Annotated in this window: 18 protein-coding genes; 13 read left to right on the plus strand and 5 right to left on the minus strand. The window is 72.0% G+C overall.

The window, feature by feature from the left end; genetic code table 11:
* Nucleotides 1–75: 75 nt before the first annotated feature.
* The 4 genes from ASH01_RS20800 (at nt 76) to ASH01_RS20815 (ending at nt 3883) form a co-directional block, all read left to right on the plus strand.
* Complete coding sequence (locus ASH01_RS20800) at nt 76–552, plus strand: hypothetical protein (protein ID WP_156415695.1); 477 nt, start codon at nt 76–78, stop codon at nt 550–552.
* Between the two features lie 150 nt (nt 553–702).
* Complete coding sequence (locus tag ASH01_RS20805) at nt 703–2028, plus strand: ABC transporter substrate-binding protein (protein WP_056780713.1); 1326 nt, start codon at nt 703–705, stop codon at nt 2026–2028.
* 278 nt (nt 2029–2306) lie between these two features.
* Nucleotides 2307–3032, plus strand: coding sequence for a carbohydrate ABC transporter permease (locus tag ASH01_RS20810; RefSeq protein WP_082620056.1), 726 nt, complete (start codon nt 2307–2309; stop codon nt 3030–3032).
* Nucleotides 3032–3883, plus strand: a complete 852-nt coding sequence (locus tag ASH01_RS20815) for a carbohydrate ABC transporter permease (protein WP_056780718.1) — start codon at nt 3032–3034, stop codon at nt 3881–3883. Before ASH01_RS20810 ends, ASH01_RS20815 begins: the two co-directional genes overlap by 1 nt.
* Before the next feature lie 88 nt (nt 3884–3971).
* Here ASH01_RS20815 and ASH01_RS20820 read toward each other — a convergent pair whose 3' ends face one another.
* From ASH01_RS20820 to ASH01_RS20830, 3 genes are all read right to left on the minus strand, one after another.
* A complete protein-coding gene (locus ASH01_RS20820; RefSeq protein WP_056780721.1) occupies nt 3972–4304 on the minus strand; it encodes a cupin domain-containing protein in 333 nt (110 codons plus the stop codon).
* An 83-nt stretch (nt 4305–4387) separates the two neighbouring features.
* A complete protein-coding gene (locus ASH01_RS20825; protein ID WP_056780724.1) occupies nt 4388–4789 on the minus strand; it encodes a hypothetical protein in 402 nt (133 codons plus the stop codon).
* A 33-nt stretch (nt 4790–4822) separates the two neighbouring features.
* The gene (locus ASH01_RS20830) at nt 4823–5944 is read right to left on the minus strand and encodes a carbohydrate kinase family protein (protein ID WP_056780726.1); all 1122 of its coding nucleotides are present in this window, start codon (nt 5942–5944) and stop codon (nt 4823–4825) included.
* A 142-nt stretch (nt 5945–6086) separates the two neighbouring features.
* Between ASH01_RS20830 and ASH01_RS20835 the strand changes: the two genes are divergently transcribed.
* Genes ASH01_RS20835 through ASH01_RS20845 form a run of 3 tightly spaced genes read left to right on the plus strand, consistent with a single transcriptional unit; the run spans nt 6087 to nt 9951 of the window.
* Nucleotides 6087–7448, plus strand: a complete 1362-nt coding sequence (locus ASH01_RS20835; RefSeq protein WP_056780729.1) for a 6-phospho-beta-glucosidase — start codon at nt 6087–6089, stop codon at nt 7446–7448.
* Between the two features lie 41 nt (nt 7449–7489).
* On the plus strand, nt 7490–8248 hold the full coding sequence (locus tag ASH01_RS20840) for a LamB/YcsF family protein (RefSeq protein WP_082620068.1): 759 nt from the start codon (nt 7490–7492) through the stop codon (nt 8246–8248).
* 2 nt (nt 8249–8250) lie between these two features.
* Nucleotides 8251–9951 carry a carboxyltransferase domain-containing protein gene (locus tag ASH01_RS20845; protein WP_056780732.1) on the plus strand — a complete coding sequence of 567 codons (1701 nt, stop codon included), beginning with the start codon at nt 8251–8253 and terminating at the stop codon, nt 9949–9951.
* A 4-nt stretch (nt 9952–9955) separates the two neighbouring features.
* Here ASH01_RS20845 and ASH01_RS20850 read toward each other — a convergent pair whose 3' ends face one another.
* Together ASH01_RS20850 and ASH01_RS20855 are read right to left on the minus strand one after the other, a co-directional pair.
* Nucleotides 9956–11104, minus strand: coding sequence for a sensor histidine kinase (locus ASH01_RS20850; protein WP_082620057.1), 1149 nt, complete (start codon nt 11102–11104; stop codon nt 9956–9958).
* Nucleotides 11104–11775, minus strand: coding sequence for a response regulator transcription factor (locus ASH01_RS20855; RefSeq protein WP_162263914.1), 672 nt, complete (start codon nt 11773–11775; stop codon nt 11104–11106). The genes ASH01_RS20850 and ASH01_RS20855 overlap by 1 nt, the downstream gene beginning before the upstream one ends.
* Before the next feature lie 316 nt (nt 11776–12091).
* On the opposite strand from ASH01_RS20855, the gene ASH01_RS20865 reads away from it, so the two are divergent.
* From ASH01_RS20865 to ASH01_RS20890, 6 genes are all read left to right on the plus strand, one after another.
* Entirely contained in the window at nt 12092–17554 is a 5463-nt protein-coding gene (locus tag ASH01_RS20865; protein WP_156415696.1) for an IPT/TIG domain-containing protein, read from the plus strand.
* Nucleotides 17555–17671: 117 nt separating this feature from the next.
* A complete protein-coding gene (locus ASH01_RS20870) occupies nt 17672–18964 on the plus strand; it encodes a multicopper oxidase domain-containing protein (RefSeq protein ID WP_056780744.1) in 1293 nt (430 codons plus the stop codon).
* Nucleotides 18965–18984: 20 nt separating this feature from the next.
* Entirely contained in the window at nt 18985–20325 is a 1341-nt protein-coding gene (locus tag ASH01_RS20875) for a multicopper oxidase domain-containing protein (RefSeq protein WP_056780747.1), read from the plus strand.
* 11 nt (nt 20326–20336) lie between these two features.
* A complete protein-coding gene (locus tag ASH01_RS20880; protein WP_056780750.1) occupies nt 20337–23498 on the plus strand; it encodes a multicopper oxidase domain-containing protein in 3162 nt (1053 codons plus the stop codon).
* Nucleotides 23499–23566: 68 nt separating this feature from the next.
* A complete protein-coding gene (locus ASH01_RS20885) occupies nt 23567–24091 on the plus strand; it encodes a hypothetical protein (protein ID WP_056780753.1) in 525 nt (174 codons plus the stop codon).
* An 8-nt stretch (nt 24092–24099) separates the two neighbouring features.
* On the plus strand, nt 24100–26037 hold the full coding sequence (locus ASH01_RS20890; RefSeq protein ID WP_235509685.1) for a copper resistance CopC/CopD family protein: 1938 nt from the start codon (nt 24100–24102) through the stop codon (nt 26035–26037).
* Nucleotides 26038–26181 lie beyond the last annotated feature (144 nt).

The following is a 26181-nucleotide window of genomic DNA, read 5'->3' on the forward strand; positions in this document are numbered from 1 at the left end:
GTGGACTCCACGACCTCACGGGCGGGGCGGTCGTACGCTGGAGGTGCCCCGAGCGCGTGAGAGGCGGTGGCGGTCGTGTCGCAGTGGCGTGAGCAGTGGTCGGAGCAGGAGTGGTTCACGCTCCGGCTCGCCCCCGTGTGGGTGCTGAGCGCCCTGGCCGGCCGCATCCGCTTCGACGACGACGAGCGCGGCGCCTTCTGGGACGCCGTGACCGACGCGGCCCTGCGCAGCGAGGGTCCCGGGCGCGAGCTGCTCGGCACCGCCGCAGCCGAGCGCCTCTGGCTCTTCGACGAGTTCGAGCTCGACGGCCGACCGGTCGTCTCGGGCCTGCTCTCCGTGAGCCGGCTGCTCGAACGCATGGACACCGACACGCGGACCGACGTCCGGTCGAGCATCCTGCGCGTCGGTGCGGGCGTGGCCCTGGCCCGCGGCCACTTCGGCCGCCGCATGACCCTCGAGGACGAGCAGACCCTGCTCCTCGTCGAGCAGCTGCTCCAGACGGCCCCCGAGACCCTGAGCGACAACCCGCTCAACTCCCCGGCCACCATCTGAGCCGCGCTGACCTCCGGGGGTGGCCCATCCCGCATACGCGGAGGTAACGGGCATACGATCGCCGGGTGGGCGAGGTCGAGCAGACTGGCCGAGCGCCCGCCGTCGTGAACGGTGCCCGCACACCCGGGCAGGAGGGACGCAGGGGAACCTATGTCTGACAAGCAGATCGGTCGCGAGATCGGCCAGGCCCTCGGGGCCAACCTCACCCGGCGCTCGCTCTTCGCGCTCGGCGGTGCCGCTGCGGTCACGGGTGCGCTCGCCGCGTGCGGCAGCAACACGGGACGCGAGCCGGCAGCCACCGGTGGCGCGACCGGAGGCGGCAGCGGGACCACGCTCAACCAGTGGTACCACCAGTACGGCGAGGCCGGCACGCAGCAGGCCGTCGAGAAGTACGCCGCCGCCTACAAGGACGCCACGGTCAAGGTCAGCTGGAAGCCCGGCGACTACGACCAGTCCACCGCGGCCTCGCTGCTCACCGACGCCGGGCCCGACGTCTTCGAGTACGGCAACGGCCCGACCATCGACATGATCAAGGGCGGCCAGGTCGTCGACCTCACCGACCTCATCGGCGACACGAAGTCCGACTTCAACCCGAGCATCCTCGAGCGGATGACCTACGACGGCAAGACGTATGCCATCCCGCAGGTCGTCGACATGCAGCTGCTCGTCTATCGCAAGTCGATGCTCGACAAGGCCGGCATCACGCCGCCCCAGACCATCGACGAGCTCATCGACGCGGCGAAGAAGCTGACGCAGGGCAACGTCAAGGGCCTCTTCCTCGGCAACGACGGCGGTGCCGGCCTCATGGGTGGCCCGATGCTGTGGTCGGCCGGGCTCGACTACCTCACCAAGGACAACCAGTTCGGCTTCGACGACCCGCGAGCCGCGACCGCGCTCGGCAAGCTCCGCGAGATGTGGGACGCCAAGGTGCTGCTCCTCGGGGCGCCCAAGGACTGGTTCGACCCGTCGGCGCTCACCGCTGGGCTCACGGCCATGCAGTTCACCGGCCTGTGGACCTTCCCCGACCTCAAGAAGGGCCTCGGCGACGACTTCGGCGTCATGGCCTGGCCCGCGCTCGACGGCCAGGGCAAGGCGTCGGTCCCCGTCGGCGCCTACGGCTCGTGCGTCAGCGCCAAGAGCAAGGACGTCGAGGCCGCCAAGAAGTTCGCCAAGTGGCTGTGGATCGACCAGACCGCCTACCAGCTCGACTTCGCGACGGCCTACGGCTTCCACATCCCGTCGCGCACGAGCCTCATCGGCCAGGCCTCGACGCTCACGAGCGGGCAGGCGGCCGAGGCGGCCAAGCTCGCCACCGACGTCGGCCACGCGCAGAGCCCGATCCTGTGGACGCCCAAGTGCGCCACGGCCTTCGGTGACGCGATGAACCGCATCGTCAAGGAGGGCGCCGACCCGGCCGGCGAGATCGCCAAGGTCAAGACCGTGGCCGACGCCGAGCTGAAGCGGGTCCTCGCCTGACAGCGCAGGCCGACCCGGCGGCATACGACAGCGCCGCGCAGCGGAAGGCAGCCGACCGGGCGACGCCACCCCCCACCGCGGGGAGGCCGTCGCTCGGTCGCCGCCTGCGCGGGCGCCAGGACCGCAACCTGTGGTTCTGGGTCTTCGTCGGGCCGTTCGTCATCGGGCTGATCGTCTTCGTCTACGTCCCGATCGCCTGGTCGATCTACCTGTCGTTCTTCGAGTCCTACAACACCGTCACGCCCACGAAGTTCGTCGGCGTCGGCAACTACCTCGACATGCTGCGCGACCCGGCCTTCCGCAGCAGCCTCGTCACCTTCCTCGCCTTCGCCGTCTTCATCGTGCCGACGACCTTCGTCATCTCCCTCGGGGCGGCGCTGCTCGTCGCGCGCACCCGGGTCATGCAGTCGTTCTTCCGGTCGGTCTTCTTCCTGCCGACCGCGTGCTCCTACGTCGTCGCCGCGCTCGTCTGGAAGATGTCGATCTTCAGCGGCATCCGCTCGGGCCTGGCCAACGCGGTGCTCGGCTGGTTCGGCGCCGACTCGATCCCGTGGCTCAGCCTCGCCGACCCGCCGTGGTACTGGCTCGTCATCGTCACGGCGCGGCTCTGGCTGCAGGTCGGCTTCTACATGATCCTCTTCCTCGCCGGCATCCAGCGGATCAGCCCGACGCTCTACGAGGCTGCTGCGATCGACGGCGCTGAGGGGTGGAAGGTCTTCCGGCACATCACCCTGCCGCAGCTGCGCGCGACGTCGACGGCGGTGCTGCTGCTCCTGCTCATCAACGCGTTCCAGGCGTTCGACGAGTTCTACAACATCCTGTCGACGTTCGGCACCTACCCGCCGTACGCCCGGCCGCCGCTCGTCTACCTCTACTACACGGCGCTCGGCTCGGGCCAGGACTTCGGCCACGGGTCGGCGGGAGCCGTCATCCTCACCCTCATCATCGCGATCGTCGCCGTGGTGCAGGGCCGCATCCTCCGACTGGGCGACAGGGGCGACTGATGGCGATCGTCCGGAGCAAGCGGCAGTCCCGGATCACGGGGTGGGCCCGCTACAGCGCCCTCGTCGCGGCGGCGCTGCTCTTCCTCGTCCCCTTCTACCTGCTCGTGCGCAGCGCGTTCATGCGCGAGCAGGACCTCGGGTCGCCCGACTTCCACTGGCTGCCGCCGGTCTGGGAGACCTCCAACCTCACCGGGCTCTTCGACAACCCGGCGATCCCGATGGCCCGCAGCCTGCTCAACTCGGGCCTCATCGCGGTGACCCAGACGATCGGGGTGCTCGTCGTCTCGGGTCTCGCCGGCTACGGCCTGGCCCGCATCCCGTACCGCTGGTCCAACGCCGTCTTCTACACGATCACCGCCACGCTGCTCATCCCGGCGGCCGTGACCTTCGTGCCGAGCTTCGTCCTCGTGTCGACGCTCGGGTGGATCTCGACGCTGCGCGGCCTCATCATCCCGGGGCTCTTCCAGGCGCTCGCGACGTTCCTCTTCCGGCAGTTCTTCCTCGGCTTCCCCAAGGAGATCGAGGAGGCGGCCTTCATCGACGGGCTCGGCTACTGGGGCACCTTCTGGAAGATCGTCGTCCCCAACTCGTTCGGCTTCGTCGCGGCCATCGGCACCATCACCTTCATCGGCTCGTGGAACGCCTTCCTCTGGCCGCTCGTCATCGGCCGCGACCAGGAGTCGTGGACGGTGCAGATCGCGCTGTCCACCTTCCTCACGGCGCAGTCGGTGCAGGTCAGCCAGCTGTTCATGGCCGCGCTCGTCGCGATCGTGCCGCTGCTGCTGATGTTCCTCTTCCTCCAGCGCTGGATCGTCGAGGGCGTCGAGCGCACCGGCATCGGCGGCGACTGACTGCGGTGGATCGCCGGCGTGTGCTGCCGGTGATCCACCGCGCACCGCCGCGTCACGGCCACCCACGGCGTGGGCCGTGCAGCCCGGGTCAGGGCAGCTTGGCGACGGTGAGGAGCACGGCAGAGTCCTCGAGTGCCTCGAGCGAGTGGCGCGCCTGCGGGACGACGAGCAGGTCACCCGGCGCGCCCTCCCAGGCCGCGTCGGCGGTGCTGATGCGCACCCGTCCGCGCAACACCTGCACCGTCGCCTCGCCGGGGTTCTCGTGCTCGGTCATCGACCGACCTGCCGCCAGCGCGACGACGGTCTGGCGCAGCACGTGCTCGTGGCCGCCGTAGACCGTGTCGGCGCCGCGACCGCTCGAGGTCGTCCTGGCGTGCTCGAGCAGCTCCCGGGCGAGGGCGGTCAACGACGACTTCTCCATCCACTCACCATGGCACCCCGGGGCCCGGTCGTCGATGGTGCCGTCGCCCCTGATGGCGTATGCCGGGTGGCGCGGTCTCCGGGTCAGCGCAGGCGCCGCAGGTGGTCGGGTGCCGGCATCCGGCGCACCTCGACGCTCCAGAAGCGGACGACGAGCGGGTAGGCCGGCACGAGCGTGACCCGGTGCTCGAAGCCGCCGTCGGTGGTGGGCACGACCTCGGACCGCTCGACCTCGGCGGCGGCCGCGACGGCACGGTCGAGGTCGCGGCGGTTGGTGTGGAGCACGACGGCGCCGACGTAGGTGATGCTGGCGAGCTCGTGGCCCCGGCCGGTGTCACCGGCGAGCAGGGTCCACGTGAAGGAGTCGCCGGCGATCGACCAGTGCTGCACCTGCGCCGCACGCAGGTCGAGGGCCGCGAGGTCGCCGACGTCAACGGGCAGCTCTGCGGGGAGCTCGGCGGGGAGCTCGGCGGGCAGTTCGGTCACGTCACCATCGTGCCGCGTGGCAGCGGACGACGGTCAGTCGAGGTCCTGCACATCGGCGCGCTTGGCGATCGTCGCGGTCGCGCGACGGCACGCCGTGACCGGCACCCGCGGCACGATCTCGTCGAGGAAGCCGAACCGGCGCCGGAGCGAGCGGTGGTAGGCGTCGCCGCTCGTGTCGGAGACGAGGGCGGTCCACCAGTCGGCGAGGTCACCCCAACCGGGTGCGGCGAGGGAGCCGCCGTACTGCTGGAGCGCGAGGCCCGCGCAGAGGCTCGCGAAGGTCATCCGCTGCTCGAGCGGCCACTCCGCGAGCGTGCCGACGAGCAGGGCGGCCCCGAAGACGTCGCCGGCGCCGGTCGGGTCGACCTCCTGCACCCGCAGCGACGGGACCTGGGACTCCTCGCCCGTGCGGGCGTCGATGCCGAGCGCCCCGTTGGCGCCGTCGGTGACGATGGCGACGGGCACGCGGTCGGCGAGGGCGTAGACGGCCTCGACGGGCGACCGGGTGCCCGTGTAGGCCATCGCCTCGACGGCGTTGGGCATGAAGACGTCACAGCGCTCGAGCCGGTCGAGCACGTGCGGCGACCACTCCTCCTTGGGGTCCCAGCCGACGTCGGCGAAGACGAGCGCTCCGTCGTCGCGCGCCCGGTCGACCCAGGTCCGGCCGCTCGCGCCGAAGGCCTCGTCCTCGCCGAGGTCGACCATGACCGCGCGAGACCGCGGGGGCGTCCCGATGAGCTCGGCGGCGGCGACGGGTGACGGGTGACCGTGCGAGACCATGCTGCGGTCGCGGTCGACCGACATCGAGACGGTGACGGGGCTGTGCCAGTCGGCGAAGCGGCGGCTCCGGGCGAGGTCGATACCCTCCTGCTCCTCGAGGGTGCGCCAGCAGAAGTCGCCGTAGTCGTCGTCGCTGAAGGCGGCCGCGAGACCCGTGCGCAGGCCGAGACGACGGGTGGCGACGGCGAGGTTGGCGATGCCGCCGGGGCACGAGGCGAGCCCCTCGGCCCACACCTCGGTGCCCGGCTTCGGCGCGCTCGGCAGCCCCGCGAAGATCATGTCGAGGAAGACGGTGCCCCAGACGAACACGTCGAGAGCCGGCTCGTCGGCGGTGCGACGAGACGCGAGCGGGTCGAACGTGTGGTGGGGCGGCACGCCCCCATGATCCCGCACTGCCGTCCGCGACTCGCCGGGTTTTCCCACGGTCGTATGCCGTGTCGGCGCAGTTCGTCCCCATGTCGCCCACGTCGAGTGGCCCCGTCGTCACACCTTGGTACGGTCCGAGGGTGGTGCTGCCATGAAGCTGGTCATCCTCGGCGGGGGCGGGTTCCGCGTGCCGCTCGTCCACGGCGCGCTGCTGCGCGACCCCGCGGACCGGCGCGTCACCGAGGTCGTCCTGCACGACACGGACGGCGCGCGGCTCGACGTCATGCGACGGGTGCTCGCCGCCCAGGCCGCCCGGGACGCCGGCGCGGCGACCGCACCGCCGACGGTCACGGCGACGACCGACCTCGACACGGCGCTCGCGGGTGCCGACTTCGTCTTCTCCGCGATGCGGGTCGGAGGTCTCGAGGGCCGCACCGCCGACGAGCGGATCGCGCTCGACCTCGGCCTCCTCGGACAGGAGACGACCGGCCCCGGGGGTGTCGGCTACGGCCTGCGCACCGTGCCGGTGGCGCTCGACGTCGCCGAACGCGTACGCCGTCTGGCGCCCGACGCGTGGGTCATCAACTTCACCAACCCGGCCGGGCTCGTGACCCAGGCGATGCAGTCGGTGCTCGGTGCGCGGGTCGTCGGCATCTGCGACTCCCCGTTGGGCCTCGCCAAGCGCGCGGCCGGGGCCCTCGGCCACGATCTCGACGACCTCGAGATCGACTACGCCGGGCTCAACCACCTCGGCTGGCTCGCCGGGCTGCGCCACGACGGCCGCGACCTGCTCCCCGACCTCCTCGCGGACGACGTCGCGCTCGGAGCCATCGAGGAGGGCCAGCTCTTCGGCACCGAGTGGCTGAGGACGCTCGGTGCCCTGCCGAACGAGTACCTCTTCTACTACTACTTCACCCGTGACGCGATCGCCCAGATCACCGGGGCGCCGCAGACGCGCGGGGAGTACCTCGTCGGTCAGCAGGCCGACTTCTACGCCCGGGTGACCGCCGAGCCCGAGCAGGCTTGGCAGCGTTGGGACTCCGTGCGACGCGACCGCAACGCGACCTACATGCAGGAGACCCGCGAGACCGACGACGGGCACACGCAGGAGCGCGCCGAGGCCGACGTCGAGGGAGGGGGCTACGAGGGCGTGGCGCTCGCGCTCATGGCCGCGATCGCGCGCGACGAGCCGGCGCGCCTCATCCTCAACGTCCGCAACGGCGGCGCCGTCGTGGGGCTCCCGGACGACGCCGTCGTCGAGGTGCCGTGCCGGGTCGACGCGGCCGGGCCGGTCCCAGTCACCGTGAGCCCGCTCCCCGGCCACGCGCTCGGGCTCGTGCAGCAGGTCAAGGCCGTCGACGAGCTCGTCATCCGGGCCGCCGTCGAGCAGTCGAGATCCCTTGCGGTGCAAGCCTTTGCGCTTCACCCGCTCGTCGACTCGGTCACCGTCGCGCGCGAGCTGCTGACGGCATACTCGGCACGCCTGCCCGAGCACTACGCAGGCCTGCGGTGAACGCCGCGGCGGAGCCGGCCGGCGTGCGGGAGGATCGGGTCGTGCGACTCGACCTCAACGCCGACGTCGGGGAGTCCTACGGCGCCTGGACCCTCGGCGACGACGCCGCCGTGCTCGACGTCGTGACGAGCGCCAACGTCGCGTGCGGCTTCCACGCCGGCGACCCGCTCACCCTCCGCACGACCTGCCGGTATGCCGCCGAGCGGGGTGTCGTCGTCGGCGCGCAGGTGGCCTACCGCGACCTCGTCGGTTTCGGGCGCCGCTTCATGGACGTCCCTCCGGACGAGCTGACCGCCGACATCATCTACCAGCTGGGCGCCCTCTCCGCGATCGCCCAGGTCGAGGGCACCGACGTCGCCTACGTGAAGCCGCACGGCGCCCTCTACAACGCGGTCGTCCACCACGAGGCGCAGGCCCGGGCGCTCGTCGACGCCGTCGTGGCCGTCGACACGTCGCTGCCCGTCCTCGGCCTGCCCGGCAGCCTCGTGCTCGAGCTCGCGACGGACGCGGGGCTGCGCGCCGTCACCGAGGCCTTCGCAGACCGCGGGTACACCCCCGACGGGCGCCTCGTCCCGCGGACCGAGCCCGGAGCCTTGCTCCACGACCCTGGGGAGGTGGCCGCCCGCGTCGTCCGGCTCGCGCAGGAGGGCCTCGTGACCGCCGTCGACGGCGCCGATGTCGAGGTGCGGGCCGAGTCGGTGTGCATCCACGGCGACACCCCCGGCGCGGTGGCGATGGCGCGGGCCGTGCGCGCTGCGCTCGAGCAGTCCGGCGTCGAGATCCGCCCCTTCGCAGGCTGAGCGTGGAGGCCCGGCTGCTGCCGATGGGCGGCGCAGCCCTGCTCGTCGAGGTGGCCGACACCGATGCCGCGCTCGCCCTGCGTGCCCACCTGGCACCGATGGTCGAGCGTGCCGCAGGTGTCTGGGAGGCCGTCGACCACCTCGTGGCCGGGGCGCGCACCGTCCTCGTCGTGCTCCGGGACCCTGGGCGGCGGTCGGACGTCGGCCTGGCGTGCCTCGACGAGGCGACCCGCCTGACCGTGGCGGTCGCCCCGCCGACCGACGCGGCTGAGGTCGTGGTCGAGGTGCCGGTGCACTACGGCGGGCCCGACCTCGACGAGGTCGCCCACCTCACCGGACTGACCCGCGACGAGGTCGTCCGCGCCCACACGGGCACGACGTGGCGGGTCGGGTTCGGGGGCTTCGCGCCCGGCTTCGCCTATCTCGTCGACGGCGACCCGCGCCTGCACGTGCCGCGTCGCGGCGAGCCACGCACACGTGTCCCAGCCGGATCCGTCGCTCTCGCAGGCGATTTCAGTGGCATCTACCCCCAGGACTCCCCCGGCGGGTGGCAGCTCATCGGCACGACCGACGCCGTGCTGTGGGACGTCGACCGCGACCCGCCCGCGCTGCTCGCGCCGGGCACGTCGGTCCGCTTCGTCGACGTCGACCAGACCTCCTCGAGTGGCCCCGTGACTCCGGCCGTCCCACCCGTCACGGGGATGGGTGGGACGACGGGGCCACTCGACTCCGGGGGGTCTCGGGTGGGTGGGGCTCAGGGGACGACGGGGCCACTCGACTCTGGGGGGCCTCGGGTGGGTGGGGACGTCGGGCGGCGGGGGCTCGAGGTGCTGGCCACCGGGCCGCTCACCCTCGTCGAGGACCTCGGCCGCCCGGGTCTCGCCGACGCGGGGGTGGGCCGTTCCGGTGCGGCCGACCCGACGGCATACCTCCTCGGTCTGCGGCTCGTCGGGCACCTGCTCGCCCCCCACGAGGCGAGCGGGCCGGCGCCCGCGTCCCTCGAGGTCACCCTCGGCGGGCTCTCGGTGCGCGCCCATGGTGACCTGCTCGTCGCGCTCACCGGCGCGCCCTGCCCCGCTGACGTCGATGGACGGCCGGTCCCGCACGGCGCCCCCGTCGCGCTCGTCGACGGGGCCGTGCTCACCCTCGGGGTGCCCGCTGCCGGCCTGCGCACGTGGCTCGCGGTGCGTGGCGGCGTCACGGTCGCGCCGGTGCTGGGCTCACGCGCGACCGACACCCTGGCGCGCGTGGGTCCGCCGCTGCCTGGCGCCGGTGACCTGCTCCCGATCGGGCCGCCACCAGCCACGTTCCCCGTCGTCGAGGTGGCACCGCAACCGAGCCTCACCGACGGCGAGGTGGTGCTCGACGTCGTGCCCGGCCCCCGTGCCGGCTGGTGCGACCTCACCGGGGTCGACGAGACCTCCTGGGCGGTCTCCTCGCGCAGCAACCGCGTGGGAATCCGCTTGGAGGGCAACGCGATCCAGCGATTGCCCGCGTATGCCGACCGCGAGCTCCCGAGCGAGGGGATGGTCCCCGGGGCGGTGCAGGTGCCACCCGGTGGCGAGCCCGTCGTCTTCCTCGCCGACCATCCGGTGACCGGCGGCTACCCCGTCGTCGCCGTGCTCACCTCACGAGCCATCGCGCTCGCCGCGCAGCTGCGCCCCGGCCAGCGGGTGCGGCTGCGGTGGTCGCGCGGGGACTGAACCCTCAGGCGCTGCGTGCCCCGGTCCCGGTGTCCGGCTCGCGCCGCACTCCGGAGCGCCAGAACGACACCTGCTCGGCGGCCTCCGGGGCGATGACCGTTGTCGGGCGCGCGACGGGCAGGGCGGGCACCGCGGGACGCACCGGGAGGATCATCGCGACGTCCGCACCGCCCCACGCGGAGACCCCGAGCTGGACCCACCCGCCGCGTCGCGTCGCGACGTCGCGCACGAGGGACAGGCCGAGCCCGGTCTGGGAGAGGTCGTCGCGCACGCCGTCGAGCACGCTGCTCGGGAGGTCCTGACCGGCGGCCGAGCGCAGCATGTCGGTGGTGAAGCCGCGGCCGGAGTCGGCGACCCCGATAGCGATGGCGCCGCGCATCGGGCGGGCGTAGAGGAGGACGGTGTCGTCGTCGTGCGCGGTGTAGCGCAAGGCGTTCTCGATGAGGGTGTCGAGGCAGGCCCGCAGCCGCTCGCTCGAGCACTGGAGCGTGAGCGCCGACGACTCGACCTTCCAGCTTCGCTGGGCGACGGCCGACCACCGCTCGGCCGTCTGGTGGAGCACCGAGTCGAGCTCGACCTCGGTGACCTCGAGGTCGGAGCCGACGCGCATGCTCCGCACGAGCCGCTCGCACACGCGGGTGAGCCGCGCCAGCTCCTCGTCGACGACCTGGAGGTCGGCGTGGTCCTCCCCGGGTGGCGTGCGGTCCATGAGCATCTCGAGGTAGCCGCGGGAGATCATGAGTGGCGACCGCATCTCGTGCGACGTGCGCAGCGTGAGCAGCTCACGCATCGTCGAGTCGGCGCGCTCCCGGGCCGCGTTGACCGTGAGATCCGAGAGCGCCTGCTGACGACGGCGCACGTGCCAGATCATGAGCGCCATGAGCAACAGCATGAGCGGGATCTCGGTGGTCTCCTGCCACTCGAGGACGTCGGTCATGACGCGGTAGACGAGGATCGCGCCGGTCACGAAGGTGAAGACGCCGAGGCCGACCCACGTGGACCGCGGGCTCCACTGCTCGAGGCCGAAGCAGAGCGCGAAGGCCGCCCAGGCGATGTGGTACGGCACGGTCTCGCTGCCCGGCAGCGCGATCATCGCGGCCGAGCAGAGCGCCGCGATGACACTCCAGACGAGGACCATCCGGTGCCGTCCCATCAGGCGTCCTCGTAGAGCCCGTACCCGACGCCGCGCAGCGTCTCGACCGGGATGTCCTGGCCGAGCTTGGCGCGGAGCCTGCCGACGCACACCTCGACGACGTTGCTGCCCGGGTCGAAGTCGAGGTGCCAGACGTCGTGGAGCAGCTCCTCCTTGTGGCACACCTGGCCGGCGCGCCGCATGAGGTGTGCGAGCAGGCTCAGCTCGCGCTCGGTGAGGGCGGCGCTGCGCGCCCTGAACGTCGCCCGGCGGCGCCCGACGTCGAGGCGTATGCCGGCCACCTCGAGGAAGCCGTCGTCAGCGGGAGCGCGCGCCGCCCCGACGTTGCGTCGGACGCGAGCCATGAGCTCGGTCAGGCTGAACGGCTTGGACACGACGTCGACGGCCCCGCGGTCGAGCGCCTCCACCCGGGCTCCCACGTCGGTGACGCCCGACAGCACGATCACCGGCGTCGTCTGCTTGCGCTCCTTGATCGCGTTGAGCACGGCCATGCCGTTGAGCCCGGGCATCACGAGGTCGAGCACGACGAGATCGACGTCCCTCGACGCGAGCCGGTCTATCGCGGCGTTGGCCGAGGCAGCGGTCACCACCGAGTGTCCTTGGGACGACAACGACTTCGCCAGCAACGTGCGTACGCGTTCCTCGTCGTCGACCACCATGACAGTTGCCATGAAAGTCCCCCCTCCCCGATCTGTCGCCAAGTATGGATCCGAGCGTGTGACGGCGGAGTGGGAAAGGTCACAGAGCTGGGAAATCCGTGGTCGAGACCCGCATCTATCAGCGCAAATCGGGCGCCAACATGACAGGAACATGACGGCGGGCTGGCAACGGCATGACAGGTCCCTGAGCCGAGACCAACCCCGTCGATGACAGTTGCCTGAGCCGTCGACCCATCTCGGCAGAGCGCCATGACGGCGCGTGCGACGTTCTCGGGACGACGGGCTCGCACCGAGCCCTGCAGAGCATCACGTGGGGGTTGCCGTGGACATGCCAAGGCTGCGTAGGCGTTGCGTCCCGATCATCGCCGGACTGACCGCACTCGCCATCGCGGGGGTGGCCCAGGTCGGTGGACCGCTGGCTGCAGCGGCAGCCGCGCCGAGACCGGCGGTCGCGCCCGCGGCGCCCGCCGCGGCACCGGCCGCGGCACCGGCGGTGACCACTCCGACGGGTGGACCCTGCCCGACGACGACTGCCGCGGGGAAGGGCTGCATCACCCTGACCGTCGCGAGCGCACGCTCCGTGGGCGCCGGGCCGGGCTTCATCCACAAGGGCGACCACGTCACGGCATACCAGTGGATGGTCAACGAGGACAGCACCGGCGACCCGGGCACGGCCGACGCGCCGCTCCTCGACCGGTGCCTGCCGTCGCGGGCGCCCGGCGGTAGCACGAAGCCGGCCAGCCCACAGGCGGGCGACCCGACCGAGCCCTATGCCGACAGCTGCCCGTGGCCGTCGGTGCGGCCCACGTCCGGATTCTCCAAGATCGTCGCGCAAGGCTCCGAGGCCGACCTCGACTCCGCGAAGGTCCTCGAGGGTCTGGCCCCCGGCAAGTACCTCATCTCCGTCACGGCCGACGGCTACAAGATCGACGGCGCGCACTTCACCGTCAAGGCGGGGCTCAAGGGCCTCGTGGACGTCGCGATGCAGCCGCTGCCCCTGCCGCTCGCCACGATCAAGATCCAGGTCTTCAACGACAACGTCCCCGCGGACGGCACCTACGAGGCCGATGCCGAGCGGGGTCTGTCCGGCTTCACCGGCAACCTCTCCGACGTCCTCGGGCCGGTGAGCACCGACTACTACGGCAACGCCCTGTGCACCGTCTACCGTCACGATGCCGCCGGACGGATGACGTTCGGCACCGACGGCAAGCCGGTCGTCGACACGACCCGCTCCACCGGCAAGTGCACGAGCGACGCCTCGGGCGTCATCACGATCCCCAACCTCGGCCCGAACCGTTACGGCGCCACCGTCTCCCCGCCCGCCGGCCAGTCGGGCTGGGTCCAGACGACGACCCTCGAGGGCGGCCACGACCACGACATCTGGGTGCAGGAGGGCGACACCGGCCTCGACACCGAGTTCATCAAGGGCGCCGAGCCCGTGCCCGCGACGCAGTTCGGCTTCGTCCGCGTCAAGGCCATGCCCACGTCCACCGCGACCGGCGAGGTCAAGGGCGTCGCCGTCGCCGGCCTGCCCTACGTCGGTGGGCAGAACGGCCAGGTCGTCCCCGAGACCGGCTGGGCCGGGTCGAAGTACGCCGGCCCGATCGCGTCGCCGTGGGTGGCGCTCTCGGACCTCACCGGTGGGGACGCGGCCGTCTACGTCGGGCGGGGCGCGGCCAACGGCTCCTTCGACATCAAGAACGTCCCGGACGGCACCTACCAGCTGACGATCTGGGATGACGCGCAGGACTACATCCTCTGGAGCTTCAACGTCGAGGTGTCCGGCGGCGACCTCGTCGACGTCGGCAACAAGATGCTCGTCGGCTGGTTCACGCACGTGCGCGGCACCGTCTTCGTCGACGACAACGGCAACGGCAAGCGCGACCCGGGCGAGGCTCCGGTCCCCGGCTTCACGCTGACCGTCCGCGAGCGCGACAACTCGCTCATGGACCAGTACACGAACCTCGTCAACACCGGCGACGACGGTGTCTACGACATCAAGGAGGGCTACCCGCTCAGCAAGTGGCTCGTCCTCGAGGCGTTCAACACCCGCTACCGGACCACCGGCGTGACCTACCAGGCGGACAACGAGGACTCCCCGACGACCATCCTCGGCGGGCTCGTCGACATCGACTTCCTGCCCGTCATCGGCCTCTCGGGACGCATCGACTGGGGCGTCGAGCCGTACGCGACGCACGAGAACGGCGGCATCGCCGCCACCGTGTCCTACGACGTGACGCGCAACGAGCTCGACCCCGCCGACGCCGTGAGCGAGGACTACCAGCCGGGCATCCCCGACGTGAACGTCCACGTCTACGCCTCCGTGCCCTGCACGGCCACGACGGCCGAGGAGAAGGCGAACGCGTGCCGCCAGGGCAAGGCGATCGTGCCGCTGTCGGTGCCCAACCCGGCCCACGAGACCGACCCCACGGCCCCAGCGACCATCGCGAACGCCGATCCCGAGCGCGGCGCGCTCGTCAAGGGCGCCGAGGTGCAGGACCAGTACCCGAGCGAGGAGTGGGCCCCGCCGCGGGGCTGCACCGCTCGCCAGTGGGACGGCACCGAGCTGACCGACCAGCTCGCCCTGCCCGAGTCCGGGCCCGACGCGAACAACCTCTGCGTCGAGGCGCCGATGATGGGAGTGCAGGTCGGCCCGTCCGACAGCACGCCCGGGGCAGCCGGCCAGACGGTCAACGGCAACTACGGCTTCGGAGACCTCCCCGCGGGTGACTACATCACCTCGGTCGAGATCCCGACCGACCCGGTCGACGGCAAGCCGATGTACCAGGTCACCCGTGAGGAGGACGTCAACGTCTTCGACGGAGACAGCTACCTCTCCCAGGAGAACTTCCCGCCGACCGTGGCCGAGGCGGCCTCCGACGGCCCCGGCACCGGCAACGACCCGCTGCCCCCGTCGCAGCCCCCGTCGCAGGGAGCCGGCATCATCTCGGGCTGCGCGGGCGCGCTCCACACCGTGCGCGTCACGAACCCGGCCTTCCTCGACGGCGGCGGCAGCCCCTTCGAGGGCCAGGACCGGCCCCTGTGCGACTCCAAGCTCATCACCGTCCGCAGCGGCCAGACCGTCGCCCCGAACTTCAACCTCTACACGCCCGTCCCGATCCCCACGCACTTCTGGGGCCTGACGATCAACGACCTCGGCCTGTCCCTCGACAAGCGGAGCGCCAACTACGGCGAGGCCCAGGGCCTGCCCAACGTCCCCGTCGGCCTCTACGACTGGAGCGGACGTCTCGTCGACACGACGCACACCGACTTCAACGGCTTCTACGAGGCCCTCGAGCCCTCGACCGGGACGTACAACTGCCCGGTCCCGGCCGGTCCCTGCCCGAACATGTACCGCTTCACGGGCAACGACCCGGGAGGACCGGGTGACCCGAACCCGGACTACAACCCGGCCTACCGGACGATCAGCACAAACTTCCAGGGCTGGCCCGGTCTCTACACCGTGACCGACACAGCGCCCACCCAGGCCGCCGCGACGGTGCTCGCCCCCGGGACCACCGCGTCGAACCCGGCGCGTTGCAACCTCGGCACGACGGACCCGCAGCTGCTCGCCGTGAGCCGGCCGTATGTGCGTCCCTCGTCGGCGGCCGCCGACCGCACCGTGACCGTCACGGGCACGGGCTTCGGGGCGACCCGCGGCACCGGCACCGTGACGCTGACGAACAGCGCCGGCACGAACGTCCCCGTGACAGTCGGGCCGTGGTCCGACACGAGCATCACGTTCACGGTGCCCACGCTGTCGACCACGACAGCGGGCGCCCTCAAGGTGACCGTCACCAACGGGTCGAAGCGCTCGACGTACAACGGCCTGACGGTCTGGAACCTCGGCACCCAGACGAGTACCAGTGGCACGACCGCCACCAACCCGCGCGTCGTCGAGGTGGGGCCGGGCAAGGCGTACGGCACCGTCCAGGCCGCGCTCGAGGCGGCCACGCCGTCCTCGACGAGGCGGCACTGGCTCGTCGTCGTGTGGCCGGGCGCCGCGACCGCGCTCAACCCGCGCGGTGAGTACAACGAGAACCTCCTCGTCCACCACCGTGTCGCCATCCAGGGTGTCGGTCCCGGCGGCTTCACGACCAACGCCGACGGCTCCCAGCGGTGGGTGCCCGGCTCGATCATCGACGGGTCCGGCTTCAGCCCTGACCTGCCCGGCGGCACGGCGTGGATCACCCGGCTCGGGACGCTGACCTACAGCGGCGAGCTCGACGTGCCCGACGCCGCGACGATCACCGTGCTCGACGACCCGGCGCGCGCCAACGTGGGCGACACGGCATACCCCGTCGCCATCGACGGGCTGCAGGTCACCGGCGGCGCCCAGTCCGACTTCCCCGGCAACGTCAACGTGCTGACCGGCGGCGTCACGACGCCGTACGGTGCGGCCGGCGCGCTCGTCACCCAGGGCGGCGGCATCTACCTGCACAACAACAACCGCAGCGTCCGCATCACCGACAACGTCATCGTCGGCAACAGCGGCAGCTACGGCGGCGGCATCCGCGTCGGCACGCCCTACACCGGCGACAACCGCAACTACGACACCCTCATCGCCGACAACCAGGTGCTCAACAACGGCGGGACCAACCTCGCCGGCGGCATCGGCCTCTTCACCGGCAGCGATGGCTACAAGGTCCTGCACAACGCCATCTGCGGCAACTTCTCCGCGGAGTACGGCGGCGCGATGACGGCCTTCGGCTACATGTCGAACACGGGTGGCAACAACGGCGGCACCATCACCGGCAACACCATCTGGTTCAACAGCTCCTACGACGAGGGTGGCGCCGTGATGCTCGCCGGCGAGCTGCCGTCGAGCCCCACCGGCCTCAGCCCCGGTACGGGCGAGGCGACGATCGACGCCAACGTCATCGACGCCAACCTCGCGAGCGACGACGGCGGCGGCATCCGACTGCTCCAGGTGGCCGGAACGCACGTCACCAAGGCCGACCCGCAGACGATCACCATCACGAACAACACCGTCACCAACAACGTGTCGGCCCACGAGGGCGGCGGCATCGCCCTCGACGACGCGCCGTTCGTCAACTTCGTCGACAACACCGTCGCGGGCAACATGACGACGGCGACCGCGGTCACCTCGGACGGTCTCCCGGCCCCGGCAGGCCTCGCGACCGGGCCGAACAGCGACCCGCTCATGGCGAGGCTCAACAGCGGCGGCGCAGGTGCCTTCGCGCTCCTCAGGGTCACCGGCCAGTCGACGTTCAGCAAGCCGGTGCTCCTCGACAACGTCTTCAACGACAACCGCGCCGGCACCTACGTAGGCGGCTACGTCTACGGCATCGGCGGCACCCTGCCCGACGGCTCGACGAACTCGGTCGACCCCTGGGACATGGCGGTCGTCGGCGGCCCGGGGACGCTCCACCCGGTGGGTGGGGTCATCCAGACGACGGCGGGCACCGACGGCGGGGACCACGTCACGATCAGCGACACGCCGGGCTTCAAGGACCCGACGCCCGAGCTGACGGTCACCGTCCTCGCCGCACGCACCTTCCCGGCCTTCCGCGAGGCGGCCATCGTCACGGCTCTGTTGCCCCCTCGCCTGCGGGCCGACTACCACCTCTCGGGGACGGCAGCCACGGCCTACGCCAAGGGCCGCGGGAAGACCTCGGTCGTCTACGGAAGCCAGACGTTCCTGGGCATCACCGCCCAGTGGACCGCGACCGTCACCGCCGCAGCGCGCGACATCGACAACCAGGCGAGGCCGACCGGATCCGGGACTGCCGCACGGTACGACTCCGGCTCCGACCAGTACTACCCGTAACCCCCAGTCCGGCCCCCGGGGCACCCCAGTCACTCCCACTGGATCCCCCGGGCCCCGGGGGCCAACCCACTCACCACCCGTCCGGCCCAGGAGCCGGACCGACCTCAGGAGCACCTCATGACCGACGAATCACGCTCAGACGCCGCACGGCGCACGGCGGGCTCAGGTCTCGGCCGGCGAGCCGTCATGCTGGGTGGGGCGGGCGCCGTGGGCAGCGTCTTCCTCGGCACGCGACTCAGCTTCGGACAGCAGGCCGCCCGCCCGACCGTCGTGCAGGCCGCCGCAACCGGCCCCGCCAAGACGGTGCACCTGGCCGGCACCGACGGCTGGGTCAGCATGCCGGCCGGCTCGCCCGACGACCTGCCCTTCTTCCCGGACTCGCTCGCGCCGTCGCCCTTCGACACGTACGTCTTCGGCTTCCGTGACGTCACGGGGATGTCGGCGACGCAGGTGGCGGCCACGCGCGGCAAGGCGCAGATCTCTGCGCCGATGCTCGCCTTCGACGAGCTGGACGAGGTGACGATCACGCTGTCGAACCTCGGACTCGTCATGCGGCCCGACCTCTTCGACGGCCACACGCTGCACTGGCACGGCTTCGTCAACGCCATCCCGCTCTTCGACGGCGTGCCGGAGCTCTCGCTCGCCGTGCCGATCGGGCGCGACCTGTCCTACTTCTACCGCCCCCGCGACGCCGGCACGTACATGTACCACTGCCACTTCGAGGACGTCGAGCACGTGCAGATGGGCATGACTGGCATGGTCTTCGTGCGGCCGAAGCAGAACAGGACGCCGGTTGCCGGCCACCCGATGGGCACCAAGTACGCGTACAACGACGGCGACGGCAGCACGCGCTACGACCGCGAGTTCGCCTTCATGATCACCGAGCTGTGGTCGGCCGCCCACTACCGCGACGCCCACATCCAGGTCAGCGACTGGACCGACTACGCGCCAAGCTTCTGGCTGCTCAACGGCCGCGGCTACCCCGACACCATCGCGCCAGGGGGCAACCCGACGTCGACGGCGGCGGGCCGGCTGCAGTACCAGCCGATCAGCTCGCTCATCACCTGCAACGTCAACGAGACGGTGCTGCTGCGGATGTCGAACCTCGGCTACCAGAACCATGCCCTGACGCTCGACAACGTCGACATGCAGGTCATCGCCAAGGACGCGACCCTGCTCCGCGGTCGCGACGGCTACACGAACTACCTCGAGACCAACACCGTCGACGTGGGGCCCGGCGAGAGCCGGGACGTGCTCGTCACGCCCCACCAGCCCGGCGAGTACCTGCTCTACGACCGCAACTACGCCTATCTGGGCAACGGCGGGGGACCCGGCTGGGGCGGCATGATGACCGTCCTCCGCGTCGGCGCGCCCGGCACCTACGGGCCCCAGACCCTGCCCAACACCTGACGAGCCGACGGAGGACGATCATGCGACTCAACCGATCACGACGCCACCTGGGCGACGCGGCGAGTGCCGCGCGCACCCGACGGCGCACGGGCATCCTCGCGGCCGTCGGCGCCCTCGTCGCCGCGGTGGCCGTCGGCTCGACCGCCGGTGCCCAGGCCGCGACGTCCGAGGGGCTGCTCTGCCAGACGGACCCGCAGCAGACCTTCTCGCTCACCGCGCGGACGGGCTACGTCTCGACGCCGGACGGCAACTCGATCTACATGTGGGGCTACGGGATGAGCTCCGGGCAGTTCCAGCTGCCCGGGCCGGTCCTCTGCGTCACGTCGGGCCAGCCGGTCACCGTCATCCTGCACAACGACCTGCCGGAGGCGACCTCGATCCTCTTCCCGGGCCAGAAGGCGGTCAAGGCGAACGGCAACCCGGCCCAGCCCCAGCTCGACACGGGCGGCTCCCTCACCTCGATGGTCCAGCCGGCCGGTGCCTCTGGCGGCTCCGTGACGTACACCTTCACGGCGGGCTCGCCCGGGACGTACCTCTACTCGAGCGGCACCGACGTGACGAAGCAGCAGCAGATGGGCCTCTACGGAGCGCTCGTCGTGCGCCCCGCCGGGGCGGCCGGGCAGGTCAACGCCCGCGCCGACTCGGCCTTCAACCCACAGCACGAGTACGTCTTCCTCCTCTCGGAGATCGACCCCGAGGTGCACCTGGCCGTCGAGCGCTCTCAGCCCGTCGACTGGGGCGCCTACAACGCGCGCTACTACCTCATCAACGGCCGCAGCATGCCCGACACCCTGGCGCCCAACAACGCCTCGTGGCTGCCGAGCCAGCCCTACGGCGCCCTCGTGCACATCAAGCCGTACGACCCGACCAGCAACCCGCTCCCGGCGGTGATCCGCTACCTCAACGCGGGACGGGGCAACTACCCCTTCCACCCGCACGGGAGTGACGAACGCGTCGTCAACAAGGACGGTCATGCCCTCCAGGGCACGAGCGCCACTGCGCCACAGGATCTTTCGTACCTCAAGTACGACATCGACGTCATGCCCGGGCAGACCGTCGACGCGCTGATGGACTGGCGCGACGTCGAGCACTGGGACGCGAAGTCGAACCCGATCCCGACGCAGCTGCCCGTCATCACCGACCAGCTCCTCGTGGGCGCCGACACGTGGTTCAGCGAGAGCCCCTACCTCGGCACGAAGGGCACCTTCCCGTCGAACATCACCGTGAACAACGAGTGCGGCGAGTACTACCACGTGGCCCACAGCCACGCGCTCCAGCAGGCGACCAACTACGGCGCAGCCTTCGGCGGCATGATGACGGTCTTCCGCATCGACCCGCCCGCCGGCTGCCCGACGAGCTGAGGACGACAACGATGACCTCTCGACCCAGCCTCCGGCACCGCCTCGGCGTCTCCGCCGTCGCCGCCGCGCTCGCGACCGTCCCCTTCGCCGCCACGACTGCGTATGCCGTCTCGCCGGCCTCCGTGGCCACGTCGGCCTCCGCGGTCACCTCCTCCGTCGCCCCGGCTGTCGCACCCGCGGTTGCGCCGGCGGCACCGGTCGGCAAGCTGACCCCGAACACGCCCGGCTGCACCGTCACGCCGGCGTCCGCGCCCGACCCGGAGATCGTCGCGTGCGACCTCTGGGCCAAGCCCGGCACGAACCAGGTTCTCGGACAACCAATCCCGATCTGGGGCTACTCGACGACCTCGGCCGGGGCGGCCACCGCGCCCGGCCCGGCCATCATCGCCCGCCAGGGCGACCGAGTCGTTCTGACGCTGCACAACGGCCTCGACGAGCCGACCTCGCTCGCCCTGCCCGGGCAGCCCGCGGCGTCCATCACCGAGGGGCTGCCCACGGCGGCCGCGACGACCGGCATCGCGCCGGGCGCCACCGCGCGCTACGTCTTCACCGCCGGCCGGCCCGGCACGTTCCTCTACGAGGCCGGCCACACCTCGGGCGGAGCCCGTCAGGTGGCGATGGGTCTCGCCGGCGCGCTCGTCGTCCTCGGCGACGGCACGGCATACGGCCAGGCGTACAACGACGAGGCGGTGCTCGTGCTCAGCGAGATCGACCCCGCCCTCAACGCGCACCCGACGACCTTCGACATGCGCGAGTTCCACCCGGCCTACCGGCTCATCAACGGCAAGCCCTTCCCGTCGAGCGACCCCGTGCCGACCGACCAGGGCCACACCGTGCTCCTGCGCTACGTCAACGTCGGGTCCGAGCTGCACTCGATGAGCACGCTCGGCGCCGACCAGGTCGTCCTGTCGCACGACGGGCACGGCCTCGCGTTCCCGGAGCCGTCCGTCGTCGTGCCGGTCGACCCCGGCGTCAGCGTCGACGCGCTCGTCACCGTGCCCACCGGACCCGAGTCGAAGGTCGCGGTCTACGAGTCCTCGGCCCGGCTCGACAACGCGGGCCAGACCACGGCCGACCCGCTGGCGGTGGCGTTCGGCGGCATGATGACCTTCCTCGACACGAACGCGCTTGCACCCTCGACCGACGGAGTGGGCCCGGTCTCGACAGCGATCTCCGCGACCCCGAACCCGACGGACGCCACCGGCCCCGTCACCGTCACCGCGACCGTGAGTGACGCGACCACAGGTCACGGCACCGTCAGCCAGGCCGAGTTCGTCGTCGACGACGCGGTCACCGTCGGTGTCGGCAGCGGCGTCCCGATGACCGGGACCTGGGGGGTCGAGACCACCACGGTCAGTGGCGCGATCCCGGCCGTGGCGACCGCAGCAGACTGTGTAGCGCCCGTGCCTCCCGTCGACCTGCACTGCCTGACGTCGACGAAGCACACGGTGTTCGTGCGCGGTCTCGACGCCGCCGGCAACTGGGGCGTCGTCGGGTCGGTGATCCTCAACGTCGCCAAGTCCGGCCCGCAGACCGTCGCACTCTCGGTGAGCCCGTCGCCCGCCAGCGGCAAGGGCACCGTCACGGTCAACGCGACCGGTGACGACACCGCGGCCGGAGGCACGATCACCGGAGCCGAGTACTTCCTCGGTGCGGCCGCCGGCGCCAACGGCACCGGCCACGCGATGACCCTCAACCGGGTCGCGACGAAGGTCGCCGAGACCGGGACCATCCCGGCCGCGGACGTCCTCGCGCTCGGCGAGGGGACCGCGCAGGTGTGGGTCCACAGCCGCAACTCCCAGAACATCTGGGGCCCGGCCGTGCCCGTCGACCTCACCGTCGACCTCACAGCGCCGGCCGTCAACGCCGCCACCGTCGGCCCCAACCCGACCAACGCGGTGCTCAGCTCGAAGTCCTACCCCGGCTACCTCGTGATCTCTGCCGAGCTGCAGGACCGCGACGCCGGCAACGGGCTCCAGAGCTCGGTGCTCGCCGGCGAGGCCTTCGTCGACCCGACGAGCACGACCCCGACGTTCGGCAAGGGACTCAGCCTCATCGCCGTCGACGGTGCGTTCGACTCGCCGACGGAGCAGGTCTACGGCCTCATCCCGCTGACCCAGGTCAAGGCGATGACACCGGGCGAGCACCAGGTCTACGTGCACGGCAAGGACGCCGCCGGCAACTGGGGCAGCCTCACCGCGAGCAACGCCCTCGTGCGGCTCTTCGTCGACAAGACGGCACCGGTCCTCGGGGCCGCGTCGGCCTCGCCGAACCCGACCAACGGCTCGGCCACGGTCACGCTCTCCGCGCCGGTGACGGAGGCCCCGGTCCCGACCTACGTCGGGCCGCGCTTCCAGGGCGCCGAGTTCTGGATCGGCACGACCGACCCCGGTGCCGGCAAGGCGACGCGGGTCCAGGTCACCGACTCGGGCACGGGTGTCACGGCGGCGATCCCGCTGACCGGCATCCAGCCGGGCACGGTCCAGTTCAACCTCCGCGTCCAGGACGCGGCGGGCAGCTGGAGCAACGCGTCCGCGGTCACGGTCCAGGTGACCCGGCCCAACGCGATCTTCAACGACACGTTCAACAGCGGCAACCTGCTCGCCTGGTTCGGGCGGAGCGGGGCAGTCTCGACAAGCCTGGCTGCCGGCATACCGTTCGGCACCGGCAGCTACGGCATGGTCGCGACCGGCTCGGCCACCCCGGCGTACGTCACCGACACCACGCCGTCGGTCGAGACGACCTACCGCGCGCAGTTCTCCCTCAACGCCAACACGCTCTCGTCGGGCAACAGCACGACGGCGTGGCTGACGGTGTTCGAGGGGCGCGGCGCCACGGGGCAGTCGTTCGCGGTGCAGTACCACCGCGTCGGCGCGGGGGCGGTGACGCTCCGCACCGTGATGAACCGCGCTGCGTTCGGCGCCACGACGAGCAACGCGCTCAGCCTGGCTACGGGCAGCCACACGATCCGCATCGACTGGGTGCAGGGGACGGGCGGGTCTCTGACCCTCCGCGTCGACGGCACCCAGCGTGACCAGCGGCTCGGCAACAACACCGGCACGGCCCTGCAGATCGAGACGGCTCGTCTCGGGGTCATCGCCGGCACCACGTCGACCACGGCGGGCACGGCCTGGTTCGACAGCTTCGTCTCGACCCGGAACAGCATCCCCTGATCCGGTCCCACCTCGTGCCGGGGTCACCTGCCCGTGACCCCGGCCGGCAGCATCGGAGGGCAGTCCGAATGAGCACCACCACAGCAGTTCCGCCGGTCCAGCCGGCCGGTCCCTCCGGCCCCGCCGCCCCGTCCACCCGGACGGGTCGGCAGGGTCGGGCCAGGGTCGCGCTCGCCGTCGTCGCCGTCCTCGTCGTCGCGGTCCTCGGTCTCCTCGGGGCCCGTGCGCTGCGAGGCGGCGACGACCCGGGGCGACCGGTCCCGCACTCCGCCGCGATGGAGACGGCCCTCGGCGTCCGCATCTCGCGGGTCGCGGTCGTCGGCGACGGTGGCCTCGTCACCGTCAGCTACGTCGTCCTCGACGTGGACAAGGCGAGCCGCTTCCAGGCCGACGTCAAGCACCCGCCGGTGCTGCGCAGCGAGTCCCGCGACGGCTCGACGAACCGCGTCTCGGTCATGCGTCAGGGGCACATCAACCGCGCGGGCGCGACATACTACTTCGTCTACCAGAACACTGGGGGCGCGCTCCGTGCCGGTGAGGACGTGACGATCGAGTACGGCGGCCTCCGCCTCGAGCACGTCCCGGTGCTCTGATGAGCCTGATGGGACTGCGACGGGCCCTGCTGGCCCTCGCGGTGGCGCTCGGCTCGGCCCTGCTCGTCGCGCTCGGTGCCGGCCCGGCCTCGGCCCACGCCTACCTCGCGTCGAGCAGCCCGGCCGACGGGGCCAGCCTCGCGGCCGCCCCGCGCACCATCGAGCTGCGCTTCACCGAGCACGTGGTCCTCGCCTCGACCGAGATCGTCATCACCGAGCCGGACGGCCACCGCGTGGCGCCGACGGCGATGACGCTCGTCGAGAGCGACGAGGACCAAGAGGCCCCGGCGACCGTCGTGGCCACGATCCCCGCGCTCGGCGTCGGCGCCTACCACGTGTCCTGGCGGACCCTGTCGAGCGACGACCTCCACGAGTCTGCGGGCATCTTCGCCTTCGGCGTCCAGAGCGAGGTGCAGGCGGCCGGTCCGAGCGAGACGAACCCGGACCTCTTCGAGCTCGTCGGCCGGTGGGCCGTCCTCGCGGGGATCGGGGCCGGGCTCGGCGCCGTCGTCGTCGGGCGCCTGCTGCGCCGCGTGCCGGAGGCGACGAGCGGTATGCCGCGGGCCTGGCTGCGCCGTCAGGCGTTCCGTCTCCTCGTCGTCGGGGCGACGGCCGCCCTGGCCGTCGCGCTCGTCGACCTCGTCCGCTTCGGCGCCGGGGCCTTCACCCCCGGCTACGTGCTGCGGTGGGGGCTGCGCGAGGCGGCCCTGCTCGGAGCGGCGCTCGCCCTCCGACCGGACCGTCCGGCACCGGGGAGGGTGTCGCGCGACCTCGCAGCCACGACCGCGCTCGCCGGCGCGGGTCTGCTCTCCGTGAGCATCGGTCACTTCGGGGTCCGCGGCGGCCCGACGTGGGTCGTCACCTCGACGGCGCACCTCGTCGCCGCCCTCCTGTGGGCGGGCTCGGTGGCCGCCCTCGCGCTGCTCGGCGCGCGCGGCGCGCGGCTGGGACTCTCCCGTGCGGACGTCCGCGGGATCCTGCGGGGCTTCCGCACTCCCGCGACGGTCTCGGTCGTCGTCGTCGCCGTCACCGGCGTCTACCTCACGAGCGACGTCGTCGTCTCGGTCGATGCCGTGCTGCTCACCACCTACGGTCGTGTCCTGCTGGCCAAGGTCGCCCTGGCCGGTCTCGTCGGTCTCGTCGCCCTCGCGACCACCCGTGCCCTGCACCCTCGGGGGTTGCAGGACGGTCGGGTCCGCCGGCGGCTCATCGCAGCGGAGGCCCTGGGACTGCTCGTCGTCGCCGCCCTCGGTGGTCTCCTCGCCACGGGGCAGCCCGCCGTCTCTCCCCGTCTCGTCAGCGCGCAGGCACCGAGCGTCATCGACGACCGACCGGTCGCCGACCTCCAGCAGACCGTCGCCCTGCGGCCGAACCGTCCCGGCGCCAGCGTGGCCCTCATCGACGTGCTCGACACCCGTCGGCCGTCCCCCGGGCCCGTCACGGGTGTCTCCGTCACGGTCCGAGGCGGTTCGTCCGGTGGTGTCGAGGCTCGTCCCGCCGCGGCCGAGGCCCCGGTGACGGCGACCGCCGTGACGCCGTCGCGCTGGTCGGCGGCGCTCGAGCTGCCGGCCGGTGGACCGGTCGACGTCGACGTCGTCGTGCACCGGCGCGGTCTCGACGACGTGCGCAGCACCGTGCACTGGGTGGTCGGCCCGAGCGCCTCCGACCCGGCCCCGGTCGTGTCGCGGGCGCCCATCTCGGGGCTGCTGGCCTCGGCGTCCGCCGCGCTCGCCGTGGCCGCCGTGATCGGGGCCGCCTGGCTGCTCTGGAGGCGCCGCCGCCGTCCGGCTCCGGCACCGGGTCGTACGCGCGCGGTGGCCGAGCGCGGGGGCGCCCGGGCCGCGGCGTCCGCTGCCCGGCCCGCGGCGTCCGCCGTCCCCGGCAGCACCGACTCGGCTCAGGACTCGACCGGCACTGTCACCCCACGATCCGCCGCGAGTCGGTGACGGGCGTGGGGCCCGCCCGTCGCGACGAGTCGGGCCGGAGGGCAGGATGGCCCGTGGTCCTGTGGGACTCGGCGTTCGTCGCCGCGGTCGAGGATTTCGCGCTGTACTGGTGAGTGGGCGGCCACGCGCCCGAGGAAGGACAGG

It is taken from the genome of Terrabacter sp. Soil811, from assembly GCF_001429655.1.
In the GTDB taxonomy this organism is placed as follows: Bacteria; Actinomycetota; Actinomycetes; order Actinomycetales; family Dermatophilaceae; genus Terrabacter.